This window comes from Streptomyces sp. NPDC093510, assembly GCF_040683555.1.
GTDB lineage: Bacteria > Actinomycetota > Actinomycetes > Streptomycetales > Streptomycetaceae > Streptomyces.
Genome location: NZ_JBFBEE010000006.1, coordinates 287,370 through 303,892 on the forward strand (window position 1 = coordinate 287,370; position 16,523 = coordinate 303,892).

The window sequence follows — 16,523 nt, forward strand, 5'->3', positions numbered from 1 at the left end:
ACTGTCGGCACGCTTTCCCTGCCCACATTGCGCTGAGCGGTGGTTGAGGTTCCCCTCCCACCACGCTCGGCGCTTTTTTTCTCTCCCCACCTCAGGCGCGGCCCGCCCGAGCCGGCCGCCGAGCGGCCTCCGCCCGGTGCTGCGCCCTGGGCGCAAGGCCGGGCAACCCGGCCTGCCCGCACCCCACCTGACACCCCGTCACCCGGTGTCGGCGGCCCGCATCCCGGGCGCCCCGGGCCCTCTTCGGCGCCCGCGCCACCCCGCCCTTCCCCTCTGTGCCCGGCACCCCGGCACGGGCCACCGCATGGGCAGCCCCCGTGCGATGGGACCTTCGAAAGGAAACTGAGCATGAGTGATCGTCTGGTTGACTCCCCAGCCGGCTCCGCGCCCCGCCCGGCGGCCGGCCAGGGGCAGCACTTAGGGGCCGAGGCGATGCGCAACCGTGTGGCACGCCACCTGGCCGTGCAGGTGGACGGCGAGGGCGCCCTCAAGGACCGGTGCGCCGGCCGGATCATCGAATCCGCGCTGCTGCTGCTCCTGCTGCGCAAGGAACGCGCGCTGCCCCGGGCCCAGAAGGAACTGCAGGACTACCTCCAGCAGGCCCGCCCCAAGGGCGCCCTGGAAGGCGTGGTCGTCGACGCGCTGCTGGGCCGGCCCTGCGACGCCAACGCCGTACTCAAGGGCCTGGGCAAGTCCCGGCACGGCACCGGCGCCCGCAAGCGGCTGCTGCTGGACACCATCCTGGGCCTGTGCGGACTCCTCTCGGACGGCGCACGCCCCGACCCGCGCGACATCGGCCCGCGCCCCCAGGCGGTGTGGACGGAGCTGACCCTGTGCGCGGCCACCATCCTGCACGCGCACGCCGGCTGGGGCACCCCCGCACCCGCCGCCGCCGACGCCACCCACCAGCAAGAACTCCTCGAGCACCAGAACCTGCTGGTGCGCCGCCTGGCCGCCTTCCCCGCCCGGCAGGTGTGGGAAGGAAACGCCCTGGCCCACCTGGTGGCCCTGCACGCCCTGCACACCTACCGGCCCGGCTGCGACCTGATGCGCGAGGGCATCGAGACGCTGGTCCAGCTGCGCGGCCCGGACGGCGGCGTGCCCTTCATCGACGGACAGGAGGTCTTCGTGACCGCCCTGGCCGGCGTCGCACTGGCCCCCGCCCCCGGACACGCGCGCCTGGCCGCCCGGATGGGGGAGTACATCGCCTCGCGCCAGCAGGCCGACGGCGGCTGGGGCTACAACGAGACCACCACCCAGACCGACGTCGACGACACCGCCCGCTGCGTGGAACTCCTGCGGATGCTCGACGCCGGCCGCTTCCGCCACAGCATCCAGGGCGGCGAGTCCTACCTGCGCGCCCGCGCCAACGAAGAAGGCGGCTTCCCCACCTACCTGCGCGGCCACCCCTGGGACCTGGACATGACCGCGGGCGCCGTCATCGCCCTGCCCTGGGAGAGCCACGCCCACCTGCTGCGCCCCGCCGTCCAGGTGCTCATCGACGCCCAGGACGAGGACGGCAGCTTCGACCCCAGCTGGACCCTGAGCCTGCCCAGCGTCATCCTGCGCGTCCTGGACGCCCTGGCCCAGGTGCCCGACTCCGAGAGCGAGCTGCGCGAACGCGCCGCCGCCTGCACCGACCGCGCCCTGGCCTACCTGGCCAAGGCCCAGGGCGGCGACGGCGGCTGGGGCCACACCCCGGGCAAGGACAGCGACGTGCTCTCCACCGCCCAGGCCCTGGCCACCCTCGTACGGCACGCCCCCGACGCCGACCTGGCCGGAGCGCTGGCCTTCCTGGAGAGCCGCCAGCACGCGGACGGCGGATTCACCTCCACCCCCGACCAGGTGGGCCCGCGCCCGCTGCCCTTCGACTTCCCCGTCCTTGCCGACGTGCACGTCCTGACCGCCCTCAACCGCGTGGTGGCCGCCACCACCGCCTGATCAAGACCGGGACACCACCTGGCGCCGCGGGAGACCTCACAAACCAGAGAGCCGCATCGTCAGTCAAGTGTGATGAATGGCCGAGCACGTGTGCTGTATGGCCAAGCAACGGAAAGAAATGGGGACTTCGATGCACGACACCTCTTCCAAGGGTGCGCCCTCCCAGGCCGGGGCGGTCACGACGGCCCGGGTGGTGGACGGTCGTGGCTTGGTCACGCTGCTGCGGGTCGTGGCGGCCATCGCCTGCCTTGAGACCCTGGTGCAAGGCCTGCTGGCCGGGATGCTGCTCAACGGCGACGTCGACTCGATCGACCCGCACGGCGCCAACGCCTACATCTTCGAACTCGTGGTGCTCCTGCAGGTCGTGGCCGCCGTCCTGCTGTGGCGCCGCAACCGCTGGCTGACGTGGCCGCTCAAGGCGACCATCGGCATCCTGCTGTTCACCTTCACCCAGACCTTCCTGGGCCTGGAGAGCTCGCTGGCCGCGCACGTCACCCTCGGCGTGGCCCTGTGCGGCATGGAGATGGGACTGGTCATGCGCGCCTTCATGCTCCGCACGCAGGACACCGCCACCCCCGCCTGAACCCGCCGACGGGCACAAGGGCACCGGCACACCTTCCGGCGGCCGCGGCGGCACCTTGCCCCGCGGCCGCCTTTCGCCGTTGCGCCCGCCGGCCCCGCCCCGCGCAACGCCTGCTCACAGCCGGGTGCGCTGTCTCGTCGTAACCAGTGACGCCAGATGCGAACCCGAGGAGACCCCCCACCATGAGCAGCCGACCCCCGCAGGACGACGACCAGCTCGACCCGAGCCTGAACGCGATCATGAACGAGCGGCGCCGGCTGATCAACCTCGCCTACCGGCTGCTGGGTTCACTGGCCGACGCCGAGGACGTCGTGCAGGAGACCTACGTGCGCTGGTACGCCATGACGCCCGCCCAGCAGGAGGCCATCGTCTCCCCGGGCGCCTGGCTGACCAAGGCCGCCAGCCGCATCTGCCTGGACCTGCTCGGCTCCGCGCGGATGCGCCGCGAGAGCTACGTGGGCGAATGGATCCCCGAACCCGTGCCCGACCGCATGGAATGGACCACCGTGCGCCCCACGGGCACCGCGAGTGACCCCGCCGACCGGATCACCCTGGACGAGTCGGTCAACATGGCCTTCCTCGTCGTCCTGGAATCGCTCACCCCGGCCGAACGCGTCGCGTTCATCCTGCACGACGTCTTCCGCTACCCCTTCAACGACATCGCCGACATCGTCGGCCGCACCCCCGGCTCCTGCCGCCAGCTGGCCACCTCGGCCCGCCGCCGCATCCGCGACACCCACGTGCCCAGCCGGCCCAGCCGCCAACAGGCCGACGTCGTACGCAACTTCAAACAGGCCTGGGAGGCCAAGGACATCGCCGCCCTCATCGGCTTCCTGGACCCCAGCGCCGTCTCCGTCGCCGACACCGGCGGCCTGGTCGAGGCCGGCGCCCGCTCCATCGAGGGCCCCGAGCCCATCGCCCACGGCCTGGTCGCCCTGCTGGGCAGGCTGCCCGACCTGGCCATCGTGGAACGGATGGTCAACGGCCGCCCCGGCCTGGTGATCGAGCAGAAAGGCGTCATCGTCACCGTCCTGGCGATGGAGGCGACCGACGACCGCATCACCCACATGTGGGTCATGCGCAATCCCGAGAAACTGCGGGAATGGCGCAGGGAACCGCAGGACTGACCGGGCGGCGCGCCCGCGGCAAATACCCGCCGCCACACGAGCGCGCCCCGCATTCCCGCACGCCCGCACCCTCAACCCGAACTCCAGCTGCCCGCCCCATAATCAGGTCCGCCCATGGACCATACGGACCCGCGGAGGATACATGTCCCAGACCAGTGAATTGACAGAGCTCTACGCGGCCATTGAAGAATCGGCCCGTCTTTTCGAGGTGCCGTACGCGCACGACAAGGTGCAGTCGATCCTGACCGCATACCAGGACGCGATTCCCAACTCGTCGATCGCCTTCAGGATGGGCACCGGAAAGCGCTATTCCAATGACGTCGACTGGCGCTTCACGGTGCCCCCCGGCGACGTCAGCCCCTACGCCGTCGCCTTGGAGCACGGCCTGCTGGAGCGCACCGACCACCCCGTGTCCACCCTGCTCCAGGAAGTCGCCGAGCGGCACGACGTCAACTTCTTCGGCGTCGACTTCGGCGTCGCCGGCGGCCTGAAGAAGATGTACGTGGCCTTCCCCGCCGACGGCTGGCTGCGCCTGTCCGCGCTGCTGGACCTGCCCTCCATGGCGCCCAGCGTGGCCGCCAACCGCGACTTCTTCACCCGGCACGGCATGGACGGCAAGCAGATCCCCACCCTCTCGATCGACTACCGGCACCGCACGGTGAACCTGTACTTCAACGGGCTGCCCACCGACAAGGACGCCGTCCGGTCCATCTTCGACGACCTGCAGCTGCCCCAACCCAGCGAGCAGCTGCTCACCCTGAGCGAACGGGCCATCGGCGCCTACGCCACCCTGGGCTGGGAGTCCTCCAGGATCGAGCGGTTCTCCTTCTCCATCGTGGCCCAGAGCCCCGCGGACCTGCCCGTTCCGATGGAACCGGAGATCGAGAAGTTCCTGACCGGAATCCGCCACCGCGCCGCCGACGACAAGTTCTTCTACTACGCCGCCGCGTCATCGACCGGCGAGGAGATCTACAAGATCCAGTCGTACTACCGGTTCAAGCCCTGGCTGAACCCGATGCTGGAGTCCGACATCGCCGAGGACCAGGACAGCTGAACAGCCGCCCGCCCGCCCCGGCGGCGGCCCGGCCGGACGGCCCCGGCCCTCGGCGCGACACGGCGTTCCTCCCCGGGGCGTGCCGCGACCTCACAAAGCCGGGCGCTGCGTCGTCGTAGCAGTGAGGCCTTGAGAGTTCGAGAACCGGAACGAGGAGAAGATCATGGCAACACAGAGCGCAGCTTCCACGGCTGGGCCGGGCTCAGGGAAGGCTGCGGACCCCAAACGGTGGCTCATCCTCGCCGCCGTCTGTTGTGCTTACCTCATGATCGGTCTTGACCTGGCCGTGATGAACGTCGCACTTCCCGACGCGCAAGCAGACCTGGGCTTCTCGGACGGCGACCGGCAGTGGATCGTCACCGGGTACGCGCTGCCGATGGGCAGCCTGCTGCTGTTCTGCGGACGGCTGACCGACGTGATGGGCCGCAAGCAGGCCGTTCTCTTCGCGCTGATCGGCTTCGCGGTCGCCTCCGCCCTGGGCGGCGCCGCGAACAGCTTCGGCCTGCTGGTGGCGGCCCGGGTCCTGCAGGGCGTCTTCGCCGCGCTGCTGTCACCGGCCTGCATGTCGGTGGTGGCCACCACCTTCACCAGCCCCAACGAGCGCGGCAAGGCCTTCGGCGCGGTCGGCGGCGTCATGGCCATCGGCGGCAGCATGGGCCTGATCATCGGCGGTGCGCTGACGTCCGGCCTCGACTGGCGCTGGTGCATGTACATCAACCTGCTCTTCGCCGGCGTCGCCTTCATCGGCAGCGCGGCCCTGCTGACCAAGCAGCCCAAGCAGGGCGCCCAGATGGACGTCCCCGGCATGGTCGCCGCATCCGCCGGCCTGTTCTGCCTGGTCTACGGCTTCGCCAACGCCGAGGACGGCTGGAGCGGAATCTCCACGTGGGGCTTCCTGGTGGCCGGCGTCGTGCTGCTGAGCGCCTTCTGGGCCTGGCAGACACGCGCCGCCAACCCGCTGCTGCCGCCCCGGGTGGTCGCCGACCGCAACCGCGGTGCCGCCTACCTCACCACGCTGTTCGTGGGGGCCGGCTTCTTCAGCCTGCTGCTGTTCCTGGTCTTCTACATGCAGACCATCCTGGGCTACTCGGCGGTCAAGACCGGCTCGGCCATGCTGCCGATGGTCGTGTGCACCATCATGGTGACCGCCGTGGCGGGCGCGCGGCTGGTGCCCAAGCTCGGCCCCCGTCCCATGATCCCCAGCGGCCTGGTGATCAGCGCGATCGGCCTGGCCTGGCTGTACTTCATCGAGGTGGACTCCACCTACGTGTCGGCCCTGCTCGGCCCGCTCGTCGTGGTCGGCATCGGCATGGGCCTGATCTACTCCGCGGCGGCCAACACCGGCACCTCCGGGGTGGAGGCCAAGGACGCCGGCGTCGCCTCGGCCGCCGTCAACGTCGGCCAGCAGCTCGGCGGCGCCGTGGGCACCGCGCTGTTCAGCACGATCGCCACCAGCACGACCGCCGACTGGCTGAGCGACAACGTCAAGGGCAAGCCGTCCCTGGGCCAGCTCCACCAGGCCGCGCTGGAGGGCTATGCGGTGGTGTTCCTGTGGGCCGCCTGCGCCCTGGTCTTCGGCGCCGTCGTCACCGCCCTGATGCTGCGCAGCGGCCCGCTGCCGACACCCGAGGACGGCGACGGCGCCAAGGAGCCCTCCGAGCCGCTGGCGGCAGACCGGGTCTGAGGCACACCGCAAAGGTCTGACGCGCACTCCGCACACCAAAAGCGCACCAAAAGCGCACCAAAAAGGGCGGCCCCGAAAGATCGGGGCCGCCCTTCTGCATTTCGTCATCCGCGGCCCCATTCCGGCGCCTTCGGTATCGGGCACACCATGCCGCGGGCAGGGGCGGCGTTATTCTGCCGTGGCTCCAGTGCCGGTCGAGACGGCCCTGCCAATGTCTTTGGCATGACTAATCACAAGGAAACCCTCAAGCAGTACGCCGAATACCTCCAGCGCGGCGAGCGCGAGAAGCTCCTGGCCCTGGTGACCGATGACTTCGTTTTTGAGAAGAAGGGCCAGCCCGCCCTCCAGGGCAAGCAGGTGCTCCTTGCCATGATCGACAACAGGGACGGCATCATGCACAAGGATGCCGGCACGCAGGTCCCCACCCACAAGATCGAGCGCATCATCGAGGAGGGCGACACGCTCGCCGTCAGCGGCACCATCCAGGTCCCGCAGCCCGACGGCGGACAGCTGGAGCTTCTCTTCTCCGACTACGTCATCTTCCGCGGCGACCTGGTCAGCCGCATCGAGACCTACCTGATCCCCGCCGGCGCGCCCCAGGGCTGAGACCCCGGCCACCGCGAGACAGCCGCTCCGGCAGCGGCGAGCCGGCCCGCCGCGGCCGCCCCGCCCGCCCTCGCGCACCGGAGCGGCTGCGCCCGCCCGCCGCCGCACGGGACGGCGCCGTGGTCACAGCGCCCCCACGCCCCCACGCCCCCATGTCCCCGCGGCGTGCGGGGCCTTGCGTGTCCGGGCACCCGCGGCGCCCCCCCCCGGGCCACGCCCGACCGGTCAGTCCTCCTGCGGGCCCGCCCGCCACGGCTGGAGCTTGTCGGGATTGCGCACCGCCCAGATCCGCGTGACCCGCTCGGCGGCCACCTCGAAGGCCACGACCGTCACGGTGACACCGTCCTGCTGGACCACCAGCCCCGGCTGGCCGTTGACCATCCGCTCCAGGATCGTCAGGTCGGGCAGCCTGCGCACCAGGGCGACCAGACCCCGCGCGATCTGCGCGGGACCCCGTACGGAGTGCGAGCCGGCCTCGACGAGCCCGCCGCTGTCGGCGGCCGACAGGGCGCCGGGATCGAGCAGCCCGATCAGGGCGGCGATGTCCTTGGCCTCCCAGGCCTGCTTGAAGTTGCGGATGACGGCGGCCTGCCGGCCGCTCGACCTGCCCGGCACCTGCGAGCCGCGGATACGGCGGCGGGCGGTGGAGGCCAGCTGACGGCAGGCGACCGGGGTGCGCCCGACGATGTCGGCGATGTCGGTGAAGGGATAACGGAAGACGTCGTGCAGGATGAACGCCACGCGTTCGGCCGGACTGAGCGATTCCAGGACGACGAGGAACGCCATGTTGATCGACTCGTCCAGGGTGACCCGCTCGGCCGGATCGGCGGTGCCCTGCGAGCGCCCGCTGTCCCACTCCATGCGATCGGGCAGCGGCTCGGGGATCCACTCGCCCACATACTTCTCCCGCCGCGCCCTGGCCGAGCCCAGCAGATCCAGGCAGATACGGCTGGCGACCTTCGTCAGCCAGCCGCCGGGGGAGACGATGGCCTCCTGCTGCGCGGGCGTCATGGCATACCAGCGCACATAGGTCTCCTGCACGACGTCCTCGGCGTCGGCCAGCGAACCCAGCAGCCGGTAGGCGAGGTTGATCAGCTGACGCCGCTCGCTCATGATCGCGTCCAGGTTCGGGTCCAGCCGGTCGTCTCCCTGCGGGGAACGGGCGCTCATGGGTCGGCGTCTCCTCGGGTCGCGGCTGCCGTCACTGGATATGACGAGACAGCACCCCCGGCTGTGAGGCGCGGGCACCGCCGCACGGCCCCCGGCCCCCCGGCCCCCACACCCCCCGACGGGGTGACCCACGTCACTTCCGGAGGTTCTTGGCGTGAAGGTGTCGGCCGTGTCACTGTTTCCGCACGTCTTTCCTGCCCAAAACCCTTCGCGCGGCAGCGAGTTGCTGACGGCCCCACCCGCCGCCTGACCCGGCCGGGGGCCGCGCCCCTGCCCCCCTTCGCGGCAGCGGCACCTCCTTCACGGCTGGCGCCCGAGACCCTCAACCCCGCCCGGCCGCCCCCAAGTCCACCGGGAGCGGCCCATTCGGCATCCCCGCCGTCGTGGACCCGAATTCCCCGAAGTCCGAGCAGTTCTCGAAGAGTTGTCCGTCAGACGGCGCCGGCAGGTCCCGCCGCGGACTTCGCACGGCGCGCCGCTGACCTCGCAGCGTGCCCCGAAGGAGACATTCCCTATGAAGGGCTCTACAGCCTACAGATCCATACAGAAGCGCGGTCTGCACATCGGTCTGCTGCCGGAGATGGCCGCGGCCGTCAACCCCGCCACGCCGATCACCCTGGACCACGACCTGGACGTGCTGCCCACGGCGGGGCGGCGCCTGACGGTGGCGCAGTACGCCGAGCATGTCGATGATCTGGCGGCCCGGCTGTGGGCGGCCGGGGTGCGCCCCGACGAGCACGTGGTGCTCTACAAGAACGCCAACGCCGACCACTGGATGCTGGCCGCGGCGGTCTCCCGGATCGGGGCGATCGTGGTGAACCTGTCGCCGGCGCTGGACGCCGCGACGGTGGCGGTGCTGATGCAGCGGCTGGGCCGGCCGAGCCTGCTCACCGACCAGGCCAAGCTCGATGTGCTGGCCCCGGTGGCGCTGGCGGAGCTGACCGAGCGGGTCATCGTGGTGAGCGGGCAGCGGCCCGGCGCCCTCTCGCTGGCCGATCTGGCCGGATCGCCGCGGGTCAGGCCGGTGGTGCGGCCGATCGACGAGGCCGCCGTCATCACCCACACCTCGGGCACCACGGGGATTCCCAAGCTGGTGGTGCACACGCCCCGCACCCAGGGCGTGCGGCTGCTCCCGCAGTGGCGGCTGCTGTCCTTGATGCGGAAGAAGGAGACGGTGGCCATCCACGTCCCCTTCGTGCACTCGCGCATGGTCGCGGCGATGTCCCTGGCCCTGCTCAAGGAGTTCCCCGTCCTGCTGATGCGCGAGGCGGACCCGGCGGCCGTCGCCGAACAGCTGCTCGCCCACCGCCCGGTCCTCATCGAGGCGCTGCCCAACTCGCTGATGGAGTGGGAGCACCTGGCCGCCGACCCGCGGGCGCCGTTCGGGTCGGTGAAGGTGTTCAGCAGCACCTTCGACGCGATCCACCCCGGCACGATGAGCCGGCTGCTGAAGGCCTCCGACCGGCGCGGCGCCCTGTTCTTCCAGATCTACGGGCAGAGCGAGGTGGGCCCGGCGGTGGGCCGCGCCTACTTCCGCCACTCCGCGCACAAGGCCAACGGACGCTGCGTGGGCTGGCCCATGCCGCTGGGCGCGGCCAAGATACGGGTGGTCAGCCGGGGCGGGCAGACACCCTCCGAGGAGAACCCCGGTTTCATCGAGGTGGCCTGGGACGGCCTGGCGCCGGCCTACTTCGCCGAGCAGGACCGCTACGACACCAACCGCGACGGCCACTGGTGGCGCACCGGCGATGTCGGCTACCGCACCCGCTTCGGCTGCCTGCACATGCTCGACCGCGAGGTCGACATGATCGCCGGGGTGCGCAGCTCCCTGGAGATCGAGGACGTCGTCCTTGGCCGGCTGCCCGAACTGACCGAACTGGTCGTGGTGCCGGGCCCCGACGCCGAGCCGGTGCCGGTCATCTGCACCGTCGAGGACAAGCCGCTGGACCCCGCCCGCTGGAAAGCGGCCGTCGCCGCCTTCCCCCAGCTCGCCGACCCCGTCCAGATCCCCCAGGCCGAACTGCCCCGCACCGCCACGCTGAAAGTCCAGCGCCTCGCCCTGGCCGACCGGTTCTCGAAACAGCCCGCCGACCGGACATGACCCGCGATCAGCCGACCGCCCCAGCGACGGAACCAACCGACCCGAAAAGGAACTTCGTAATGACGTCAGACGCCACGCTCGCACGCTTCCGTGAATACATGGTGGGTCCCTCGCGGTTCATGACCCTGCTGTCCGTCTTCGAGCTCGGCATCGTCGACAAGCTCCGCGAGCACCCGGGCCTGAGCGCCGGCGAGCTCGGCGAGGCCGTGGGCGCCAAGCCCGACGCCGTGGAGCAGCTGCTCTTCCTGATGGTCAAGGAGGGCTTCGTCGCCTACGACGAGGACTCCGCCGGCTACTCCCTGGACGCGCTCGCCGACGTCGCCGAGAGCGACCTCAAGCGCGCCCTGCGCTACATGAACCTGATCAAGGTCACGGCGCTGCGGCAGCTCTTCTACCTCACCGAGAGCGTGCAGAGCCGCACCATCGTCGGCCTGAAGGAGCTCTACGGCGCCGAGGGCACCCTGTACGACGCGGTGGCCGACCACCAGGATCTGAACGACGCCTGGCTCAAGCTGATGAACACCGTCACCTCCAACATCGACCCGTGGTTCTTCGCCAACGTCGAGGTGCCCGACGGCGCCCGCGTCCTGGACCTGGCCGGCAACACCGGTCTGGGCGCGATCCACACCTTCAAGCACAAGGAGTCCCCCGGCCTGCGGGTGACCACCTTCGACCTGCCCGACAAGGAGCAGGAGGCGCTGGCCAACTTCCGCAGCCACGGCCTCGAGGAGCACCTGTCGTTCATCGGCGGCAACGTCTTCGACGAGATCCCCAAGGGCTTCGACACCGTACTGATCAAGCACTTCCTGGACATGTTCGACAAGGACGACGTCCTCAAGATCCTGGGAGGCGTCAACGCCTCCCTCGAGGTCGGCGGGACGGTCCACATCCTGGTGCCGGTGTACCCCGAGAACATCAAGGACACCGACAACTACAACGTCGACTTCTTCCCGGCCTTCTTCATCGGCGCGGCCATGGGCCAGGGCGGCCCGCAGAAGCTGTCGGTGTATCAGAGCTGGCTGGAGGAGAGCGGGTTCAAGGTGACCAAGGCGATCACCAAGGACGCCTCGGAGATCCCGCGCGACGTCATCCCCGTCCAGGCCATCCTGTCCGCGACGAAGATCGCGTGAACGGCTGAGCCCTGCCGGCCGGACATGGCCGCAGCCCGGCGCCGGAGACCCGAGAGGGCCTCCGGCGCCGGGCCGCACCCGCTCAGGACGCCCAGAGCCGCAGCTTCTCCGGGTTGCGCACGCCCCAGATGTGCTGGATGCGGTCCCCGACGACGTCGAAGGCCATCACGGCCATGATGACGCCCTCGTGCTCAACGACCAGGCCCGGCTGGCCGTTGACACTGCGCTCCAGGATCGTCGCACCCGGGGCCCGCGCCGAGATGACGAGCAGGGACTGCACGACCTCCGCACTGCCCACCACCGGCTCCAGCCGCGTGCGGACCAGACCGCCGCCGTCGGAGACGACGCTGACCTCGGGATCGAGAAGCCCGATGAGGGCCTTGATGTCCTGGCTCTCCCACGCCTGCTTGAAGGCGCCGACCACACCGGCGCGCCGGTCGGTGTCCGTCGCGCCGGACTGGTGCGCGCGCACCCGGCGCCGGGCGGAGGTGGCCAGCTGACGGCAGGCCGCCGGAGAACGGCCCACGATCTCGCCGATGTCGCTGAACGGATAGCGGAACACATCGTGCAGGATGAACGCGACGCGCTCGGCCGGAGTCATCGCCTCCAGCACCACGAGGAAGGCCATGCCGACCGACTCGTCCAGAGTGACCCGGTCGGCCGGATCGGCGGTGCCCTCCGAGCGCCCGCCGCCCCACTCCGCGCGATCGGGCAGCGGCTCCGGAAGCCACTCGCCCACATACTTCTCCCGCCGCGCCCTGGCCGAGCCCAGCAGATCCAGGCAGATACGGCTGGCGACCTTCGTCAGCCAGCCGCCGGGGGAGACGATGGCCGCCTGCTGCTGCGCGGACATGGCGTACCAGCGCATGTACGTCTCCTGCACCACGTCCTCGGCATCGGCCAGCGACCCCAGGAACCGGTAGGCGAGATTGATCAGCCGGGGCCGCTCCCGCAGAACACCGCCCGCCCCCGCCCCCGCCCCCGCTCCCTCTCCCGCGCCCGCCCCCGCGCCGAAGACGGCATCCCCTGCATCAGGCTGCATGCTCATGGTGTCGCCAACTCCCTTACCCCTGCTCCCCGCGGCCGCGCCCCCGAACACCGCCTCACATTACAAGGGCCTGCGTCGTCGTACTCAGGGAGATCAACTCCGCCCCGGGCAGCGCCGGATGCCCGCCGGAGCACCGCAACAAGCCGCACGAGCAAAGGGATCCGCTGTGACATCTGTGAACGTCGCGATCATTTACTACAGTTCGCTGGGCAATGTGCATGCGCTGGCGCATGCGGCGGCCGAGGGAGCGGAGAAGGCGGGCGCCCAGGTGCGGGTGCGCCGGGTGGCCGAGACCGCGCCGGCGGCGGCGGTGGCCTCCAACCCGGCCTGGGAGCAGTACCGCACAGACCACGCGGACATCCCCGAGCCCGTACACGAGGACCTGGTGTGGGCGGACGCGGTGCTGTGGGGCACCCCCACCCGGTTCGGCAACCCGGCCAGCCAGCTGCGGGCCTTCATAGAGACCACGGGTCCGCTGTGGGCGCAGGGGCAGCTGGCGGGCAAGGTGTACTCGGCGTTCACCTCCAGCAACACCGCCCACGGCGGGCAGGAGTCGACGATCCTGGCGCTGGCCAACACCTTCTACCACTGGGGCGGGGTGATCGTGCCGCCCGGCTACACCGACCCGGTGCAGTTCCAGACCGGCAACCCCTACGGCACCTCCCACGTGGTGGGGGGCCCGGTCAGCCCGTCGGCGCCCAGCGAGGTCACCCTCCAGGCGGCGGCCTACCAGGCCCAGCGGGTGGTCGAGGTGGCCCAGGCCCTCAAGAACGGCCGCCCCACCGACTGACCCATCCGCCCCACCCCGGACCGGACCACCGGCCGCCCACCGGCCGCCCACCGGCCGCCCACCGGCCGCCCACCGGCCGCCCGGCCGCACAGACGATCCCTCCGGGGGCCCGCTCACGATTCTTCCCCTCGCGTCGAGCGCGTCCCCCGGAGGGATTGCCCCCTCCAGGACCCCGGCCTCGCGCCGGACGAGCCGGCTGCCGCACACTGCGAAGGACACCGGCCCCGCGCCCCGGCCCCGGCGCCGGCCCGGGACCGCACCGCCGCCCGCCGAGGACGTTCCATGACCGAGCCCGCCCCCACCGGCCCGCTCTTCGTCGACCCCCCGCACCCCACCGCCGAGAAGCCGGGGCAGATCAGCGTCGTGTGGACGCTGGGCGGCGCCGGACGTGACCTGGACGCCGTCGTCGTACGGCTGGCGCCCGCCGCGGACCTCGGCGAGCCCACCGAGAACACGTACGGGATCCTGCTCACCGTGCTGGCCGGCAGCGGCACACTCCACCTGCCCCACGCGGTACGCGAACTCGCCCCCGGAGCCCTGGCCTGGCTGCCCGCCCACACCCCGCACTCCCTGCGCGCGGGCCAGCGGGGACTGACCTACACCACCGCCCACCGCCGCCCCGGCCCCGAGACAGCCGCCGGGGAGCCCGCCTGCCTGCTGGAACGGGTCTGCCCCCGGTGCGGCCACCTGGCCGCCACCCGCGAGGCCCACTACTGCGCCCACTGCGGCACCCCACTGACCGGCCCCTGAACCACCCCGGCACCCCGCCCCACAGGCCGGCGGCCCCACGCGTTCGCGCAGGGCCGCCGACCCGCCACCAGGGTTCATCACAGCAGGGGGCGCGCTCACCTCACCTGCTCTCCAGACGCAGGCTCACATCCTTCTCCTGATCGCCCGAGGCGGAGCCTTCCTCGGTGACGGTGAAGGCCGCCGAGAGCACCGTGACGACCTGGTCGACCGCGACGTAGCCGCCCTGCACCCCGGCGGTCACCGGGCCCTTCAGCGACGGCGTGCCGCCCGGTCCGCCGCCCGCCGGGCGTGCGGTGTCGAAGACGCCGCTCCACACGGTCGGCCCCGGCGACCCCGCGGGGGCGGGGCCACCGTCCCGGTCCGAGGCGTAGACCGCCTCCAGGACCTCGAAGACGCTGCCGGCGTCGTCCGCCGCACCGCTCAGTTCCACCGTGACCCGCGCCGGGTGTCCATCCGCATCGCTCACCGTCGTTCCCTTTCCTCGCATGTGGTGCTGCTGGTGTCCTCAGCCGGAGGGCTCGTCCGGCACCGGCTGCCCGGAGGGGGCCGCCTGGTCCGCGGCGTTGCCGCGCCGGCCGGTGCCGGCCTCGTCCGTGTCGGGCACGTCCTCATTGGGCCCGTCCCCGCCCCGGTCCTGACCCTGGTCCTGGTCCTGGGCCTGGTCCTTGCTCTGGTCCTTGTCCTTGTCCTTGTTGTCCTCCAGGTCCCAGGGGTCCTGCCCGGCATCGGCCTGCTGGTCGGGCGGATCCCTGGGCACCGGCGTGCTGCCGTCCGCGCCGGGGGAGGCCGGTACCTGTTCGCTCACGATGTGTCTCCTCTCCACCGCTCGGCTCCGGCGGGCACCGGGGCCCCTTGGCCGCCGGTCTCTTCCGGAGCTGGGGTGCAGGTACCCGCGCAGGGCAGGACAACTCGTACTGATCACCGTGGACCAACCGCGCCGGATCGGCGACACGGGCGCCGGGCAGGCACGCCACGGCGGTGTGAGACTGCTCGTGTCGCGCAGCCGCTGCGGAAGGGAGAGGACGTGCCGACCTCGAAGCCGCCCGGTGGTCTCGAGGAGTTCCTCGCGGACCCGGACAACGCCGTACTGGACCTGGCCGCCGCGGTCGCCCGGTGCGCGACGGCCCTGGGCGTGCCCCAGGCCGTGGTCTACCTCGCCGACCTCCAGCAGCGCCGGCTGGTCCCGCTGAGCGACGACGCACCGGCCCCCGACGTGGACAACTCGCTGGCCGGCTGGGCCTACCGCACCCTGACCCTGCGCGTGGAGGAATCCCCCACCGGAGGCATGACCGCCTGGCTGCCCCTACTGGACGGCGCCGAACGGCTGGGAGTGGTCGCCGTCCACGCCCCGTGCCTGGACCCCGCCCTGCTGCGGCGCAGCAGAGCACTCGCCTCCCTCCTGGCCATGATGATCACCTCGAAGCGGGCCTACAAGGACACCCTGGTCCAGCGCACCCGCTCCGAACCCATGCGCCTGCCCGCGGAGATGCTGCGCGCCTTCCTGCCGCCGCGCACCATCGGCAACACCCACGTCGTCTCGACCGCCGTCCTGGAGCCCGCCTACGAGATCGGCGGCGACGCCTTCGACCACTGCCTCACCCGGACGGCCCTGCACGCCACGATCGTCGACGCGATGGGCCACAACCTGCTCTCCGGCCTCACCACGGCGGTCGCCCTGGCCGCCTGCCGCAACGGCCGGCGCACCGGATCGGACCTGCCCGAACTCCTGGAGACCATGGACGCGGCCCTGGCCCAGTGGCTGCCCGACCAGTTCTGCACGGGCGTGCTCACCCGCCTGGACCTGGCCAGCGGGATGCTGCGCTGGAGCAACTGCGGGCACCCGCCGCCCCTGCTGATCCGCGACAACCGGCTCGTCGACAAGGCCCTGGAACGCGAACCCGACCCGCCCCTGGGCCTCTCCACCCCCTTTCGCAGCGCGGACCGCCAGGTGCACGAGACGAGACTGGAACCCGGCGACCGCGTGCTCCTGTACACCGACGGCGTCACCGAGGCCCGCCTGGCCGACGGCAGCGAGTTCGGACTCGAACGGTTCGCCGACTCGATCATCCGCGCCTCCGCAGCCGGAGAAGTGGCGGCCGAGGCGCTGCGCCGGCTCATCCACTCCATCCTGGACTCCCAGCCCAACCGGCTCCGCGACGACGCCACCATCCTCATGTTCGAGTGGCAGCCGCCCGGGCGGTGACAGCCCGCCCGGGCGGCGCAACAGCCCCCGGCCTCTCCCCTCGGCCCTCTTCCCGCTCAGTCCTCTCCGCCGGCTCCCGGCTGGTTGTTCTCGCCCCGGTGGATGTCTTCCTGGGCGGTGGGGCTGGGCGTGAGGGTGTCGCCGGCCTCGCCGTCCTTGGCGCGCTCGCGCTCGTCGTCCTCGGGCACGGGCCGCGTCTCGGCGTCCTCGGCCTCCTGGAAGACCTCTTCGGCCGCGGTCTGCGCGGGGCCGTGGCCGTGGTCGTGGTCGTGGTCGCGGTGGCTGTGCTGCATGAGTGATATCCCTTCCGGTCGGTTCTCAGCTGGTTCTCGGTCG

The 16,523-nt window shown here is 71.5% G+C and carries 15 protein-coding genes and 1 pseudogene; 11 read left to right on the forward strand and 5 right to left on the reverse strand.

Annotation, left to right across the window (positions count from 1 at the left end):
* Nucleotides 1-348 precede the first annotated feature (348 nt).
* From AB0N81_RS12420 to AB0N81_RS12445, 6 genes and pseudogenes are all read left to right on the forward strand, one after another.
* Nucleotides 349-1,941, forward strand: a complete 1,593-nt coding sequence (locus AB0N81_RS12420; protein ID WP_365357724.1) for a prenyltransferase/squalene oxidase repeat-containing protein — start codon at nt 349-351, stop codon at nt 1,939-1,941.
* A 130-nt stretch (nt 1,942-2,071) separates the two neighbouring features.
* The gene (locus tag AB0N81_RS12425) at nt 2,072-2,524 is read left to right on the forward strand and encodes a hypothetical protein (RefSeq protein ID WP_365357725.1); all 453 of its coding nucleotides are present in this window, start codon (nt 2,072-2,074) and stop codon (nt 2,522-2,524) included.
* Nucleotides 2,525-2,706: 182 nt separating this feature from the next.
* Complete coding sequence (gene sigJ / locus AB0N81_RS12430) at nt 2,707-3,651, forward strand: RNA polymerase sigma factor SigJ (protein WP_365357726.1); 945 nt, start codon at nt 2,707-2,709, stop codon at nt 3,649-3,651.
* A gap of 142 nt (nt 3,652-3,793) precedes the next feature.
* Entirely contained in the window at nt 3,794-4,705 is a 912-nt protein-coding gene (locus AB0N81_RS12435) for an aromatic prenyltransferase (RefSeq protein WP_365357727.1), read from the forward strand.
* Nucleotides 4,706-4,862: 157 nt separating this feature from the next.
* Nucleotides 4,863-6,389 (forward strand): annotated as a pseudogene (locus AB0N81_RS12440) (MFS transporter); the annotation flags it as partial.
* Between the two features lie 222 nt (nt 6,390-6,611).
* Complete coding sequence (locus tag AB0N81_RS12445; protein ID WP_365357728.1) at nt 6,612-6,995, forward strand: nuclear transport factor 2 family protein; 384 nt, start codon at nt 6,612-6,614, stop codon at nt 6,993-6,995.
* A gap of 225 nt (nt 6,996-7,220) precedes the next feature.
* Here the strand turns inward: AB0N81_RS12445 and sigJ (AB0N81_RS12450) are convergent, their stop codons facing one another.
* Complete coding sequence (sigJ, locus tag AB0N81_RS12450; protein WP_365357729.1) at nt 7,221-8,165, reverse strand: RNA polymerase sigma factor SigJ; 945 nt, start codon at nt 8,163-8,165, stop codon at nt 7,221-7,223.
* Between the two features lie 514 nt (nt 8,166-8,679).
* On the opposite strand from sigJ (AB0N81_RS12450), the gene AB0N81_RS12455 reads away from it, so the two are divergent.
* Complete coding sequence (locus AB0N81_RS12455) at nt 8,680-10,266, forward strand: class I adenylate-forming enzyme family protein (protein WP_365357730.1); 1,587 nt, start codon at nt 8,680-8,682, stop codon at nt 10,264-10,266.
* A gap of 59 nt (nt 10,267-10,325) precedes the next feature.
* Nucleotides 10,326-11,396, forward strand: a complete 1,071-nt coding sequence (locus AB0N81_RS12460) for a methyltransferase (RefSeq protein ID WP_365357731.1) — start codon at nt 10,326-10,328, stop codon at nt 11,394-11,396.
* An 82-nt stretch (nt 11,397-11,478) separates the two neighbouring features.
* Here AB0N81_RS12460 and sigJ (AB0N81_RS12465) read toward each other — a convergent pair whose 3' ends face one another.
* Nucleotides 11,479-12,444 (reverse strand): RNA polymerase sigma factor SigJ, encoded by a 966-nt coding sequence (gene sigJ / locus AB0N81_RS12465; protein WP_365357732.1) that lies wholly within the window; start codon nt 12,442-12,444, stop codon nt 11,479-11,481.
* A 166-nt stretch (nt 12,445-12,610) separates the two neighbouring features.
* Between sigJ (AB0N81_RS12465) and wrbA the strand changes: the two genes are divergently transcribed.
* The gene (gene wrbA, locus AB0N81_RS12470; protein ID WP_365357733.1) at nt 12,611-13,234 is read left to right on the forward strand and encodes an NAD(P)H:quinone oxidoreductase; all 624 of its coding nucleotides are present in this window, start codon (nt 12,611-12,613) and stop codon (nt 13,232-13,234) included.
* A 282-nt stretch (nt 13,235-13,516) separates the two neighbouring features.
* Nucleotides 13,517-13,984: an AraC family ligand binding domain-containing protein gene (locus tag AB0N81_RS12475; RefSeq protein WP_365357734.1), complete on the forward strand. Its 468-nt coding sequence runs from the start codon at nt 13,517-13,519 to the stop codon at nt 13,982-13,984.
* Nucleotides 13,985-14,084: 100 nt separating this feature from the next.
* Here AB0N81_RS12475 and AB0N81_RS12480 read toward each other — a convergent pair whose 3' ends face one another.
* Both AB0N81_RS12480 and AB0N81_RS12485 read right to left on the reverse strand, forming a co-directional pair.
* The gene (locus AB0N81_RS12480) at nt 14,085-14,450 is read right to left on the reverse strand and encodes a hypothetical protein (RefSeq protein WP_365357735.1); all 366 of its coding nucleotides are present in this window, start codon (nt 14,448-14,450) and stop codon (nt 14,085-14,087) included.
* Between the two features lie 39 nt (nt 14,451-14,489).
* Nucleotides 14,490-14,789, reverse strand: a complete 300-nt coding sequence (locus AB0N81_RS12485) for a hypothetical protein (RefSeq protein WP_365357736.1) — start codon at nt 14,787-14,789, stop codon at nt 14,490-14,492.
* A gap of 219 nt (nt 14,790-15,008) precedes the next feature.
* Between AB0N81_RS12485 and AB0N81_RS12490 the strand changes: the two genes are divergently transcribed.
* Nucleotides 15,009-16,187 carry a PP2C family protein-serine/threonine phosphatase gene (locus tag AB0N81_RS12490; RefSeq protein WP_365357737.1) on the forward strand — a complete coding sequence of 393 codons (1,179 nt, stop codon included), beginning with the start codon at nt 15,009-15,011 and terminating at the stop codon, nt 16,185-16,187.
* A 56-nt stretch (nt 16,188-16,243) separates the two neighbouring features.
* Here AB0N81_RS12490 and AB0N81_RS12495 read toward each other — a convergent pair whose 3' ends face one another.
* Entirely contained in the window at nt 16,244-16,480 is a 237-nt protein-coding gene (locus AB0N81_RS12495) for a hypothetical protein (protein WP_365357738.1), read from the reverse strand.
* Nucleotides 16,481-16,523: the final 43 nt, after the last annotated feature.

Excerpts from the sequence above, each read along its gene's own strand:
- sigJ (WP_365357732.1), bottom strand. The coding sequence starts at position 12,444 with ATGAGCATGCAGCCTGATGCAGGGGATGCCGTCTTCGGCGCGGGGGCG.
- sigJ (WP_365357726.1), top strand. The coding sequence starts at position 2,707 with ATGAGCAGCCGACCCCCGCAGGACGACGACCAGCTCGACCCGAGCCTG.
- AB0N81_RS12445 (WP_365357728.1), top strand. The coding sequence starts at position 6,612 with ATGACTAATCACAAGGAAACCCTCAAGCAGTACGCCGAATACCTCCAG.
- AB0N81_RS12475 (WP_365357734.1), top strand. The coding sequence starts at position 13,517 with ATGACCGAGCCCGCCCCCACCGGCCCGCTCTTCGTCGACCCCCCGCAC.
- AB0N81_RS12420 (WP_365357724.1), top strand. The coding sequence starts at position 349 with ATGAGTGATCGTCTGGTTGACTCCCCAGCCGGCTCCGCGCCCCGCCCG.
- AB0N81_RS12455 (WP_365357730.1), top strand. The coding sequence starts at position 8,680 with ATGAAGGGCTCTACAGCCTACAGATCCATACAGAAGCGCGGTCTGCAC.
- AB0N81_RS12425 (WP_365357725.1), top strand. The coding sequence starts at position 2,072 with ATGCACGACACCTCTTCCAAGGGTGCGCCCTCCCAGGCCGGGGCGGTC.
- AB0N81_RS12435 (WP_365357727.1), top strand. The coding sequence starts at position 3,794 with ATGTCCCAGACCAGTGAATTGACAGAGCTCTACGCGGCCATTGAAGAA.
- sigJ (WP_365357729.1), bottom strand. The coding sequence starts at position 8,165 with ATGAGCGCCCGTTCCCCGCAGGGAGACGACCGGCTGGACCCGAACCTG.
- AB0N81_RS12495 (WP_365357738.1), bottom strand. The coding sequence starts at position 16,480 with ATGCAGCACAGCCACCGCGACCACGACCACGACCACGGCCACGGCCCC.
- AB0N81_RS12460 (WP_365357731.1), top strand. The coding sequence starts at position 10,326 with ATGACGTCAGACGCCACGCTCGCACGCTTCCGTGAATACATGGTGGGT.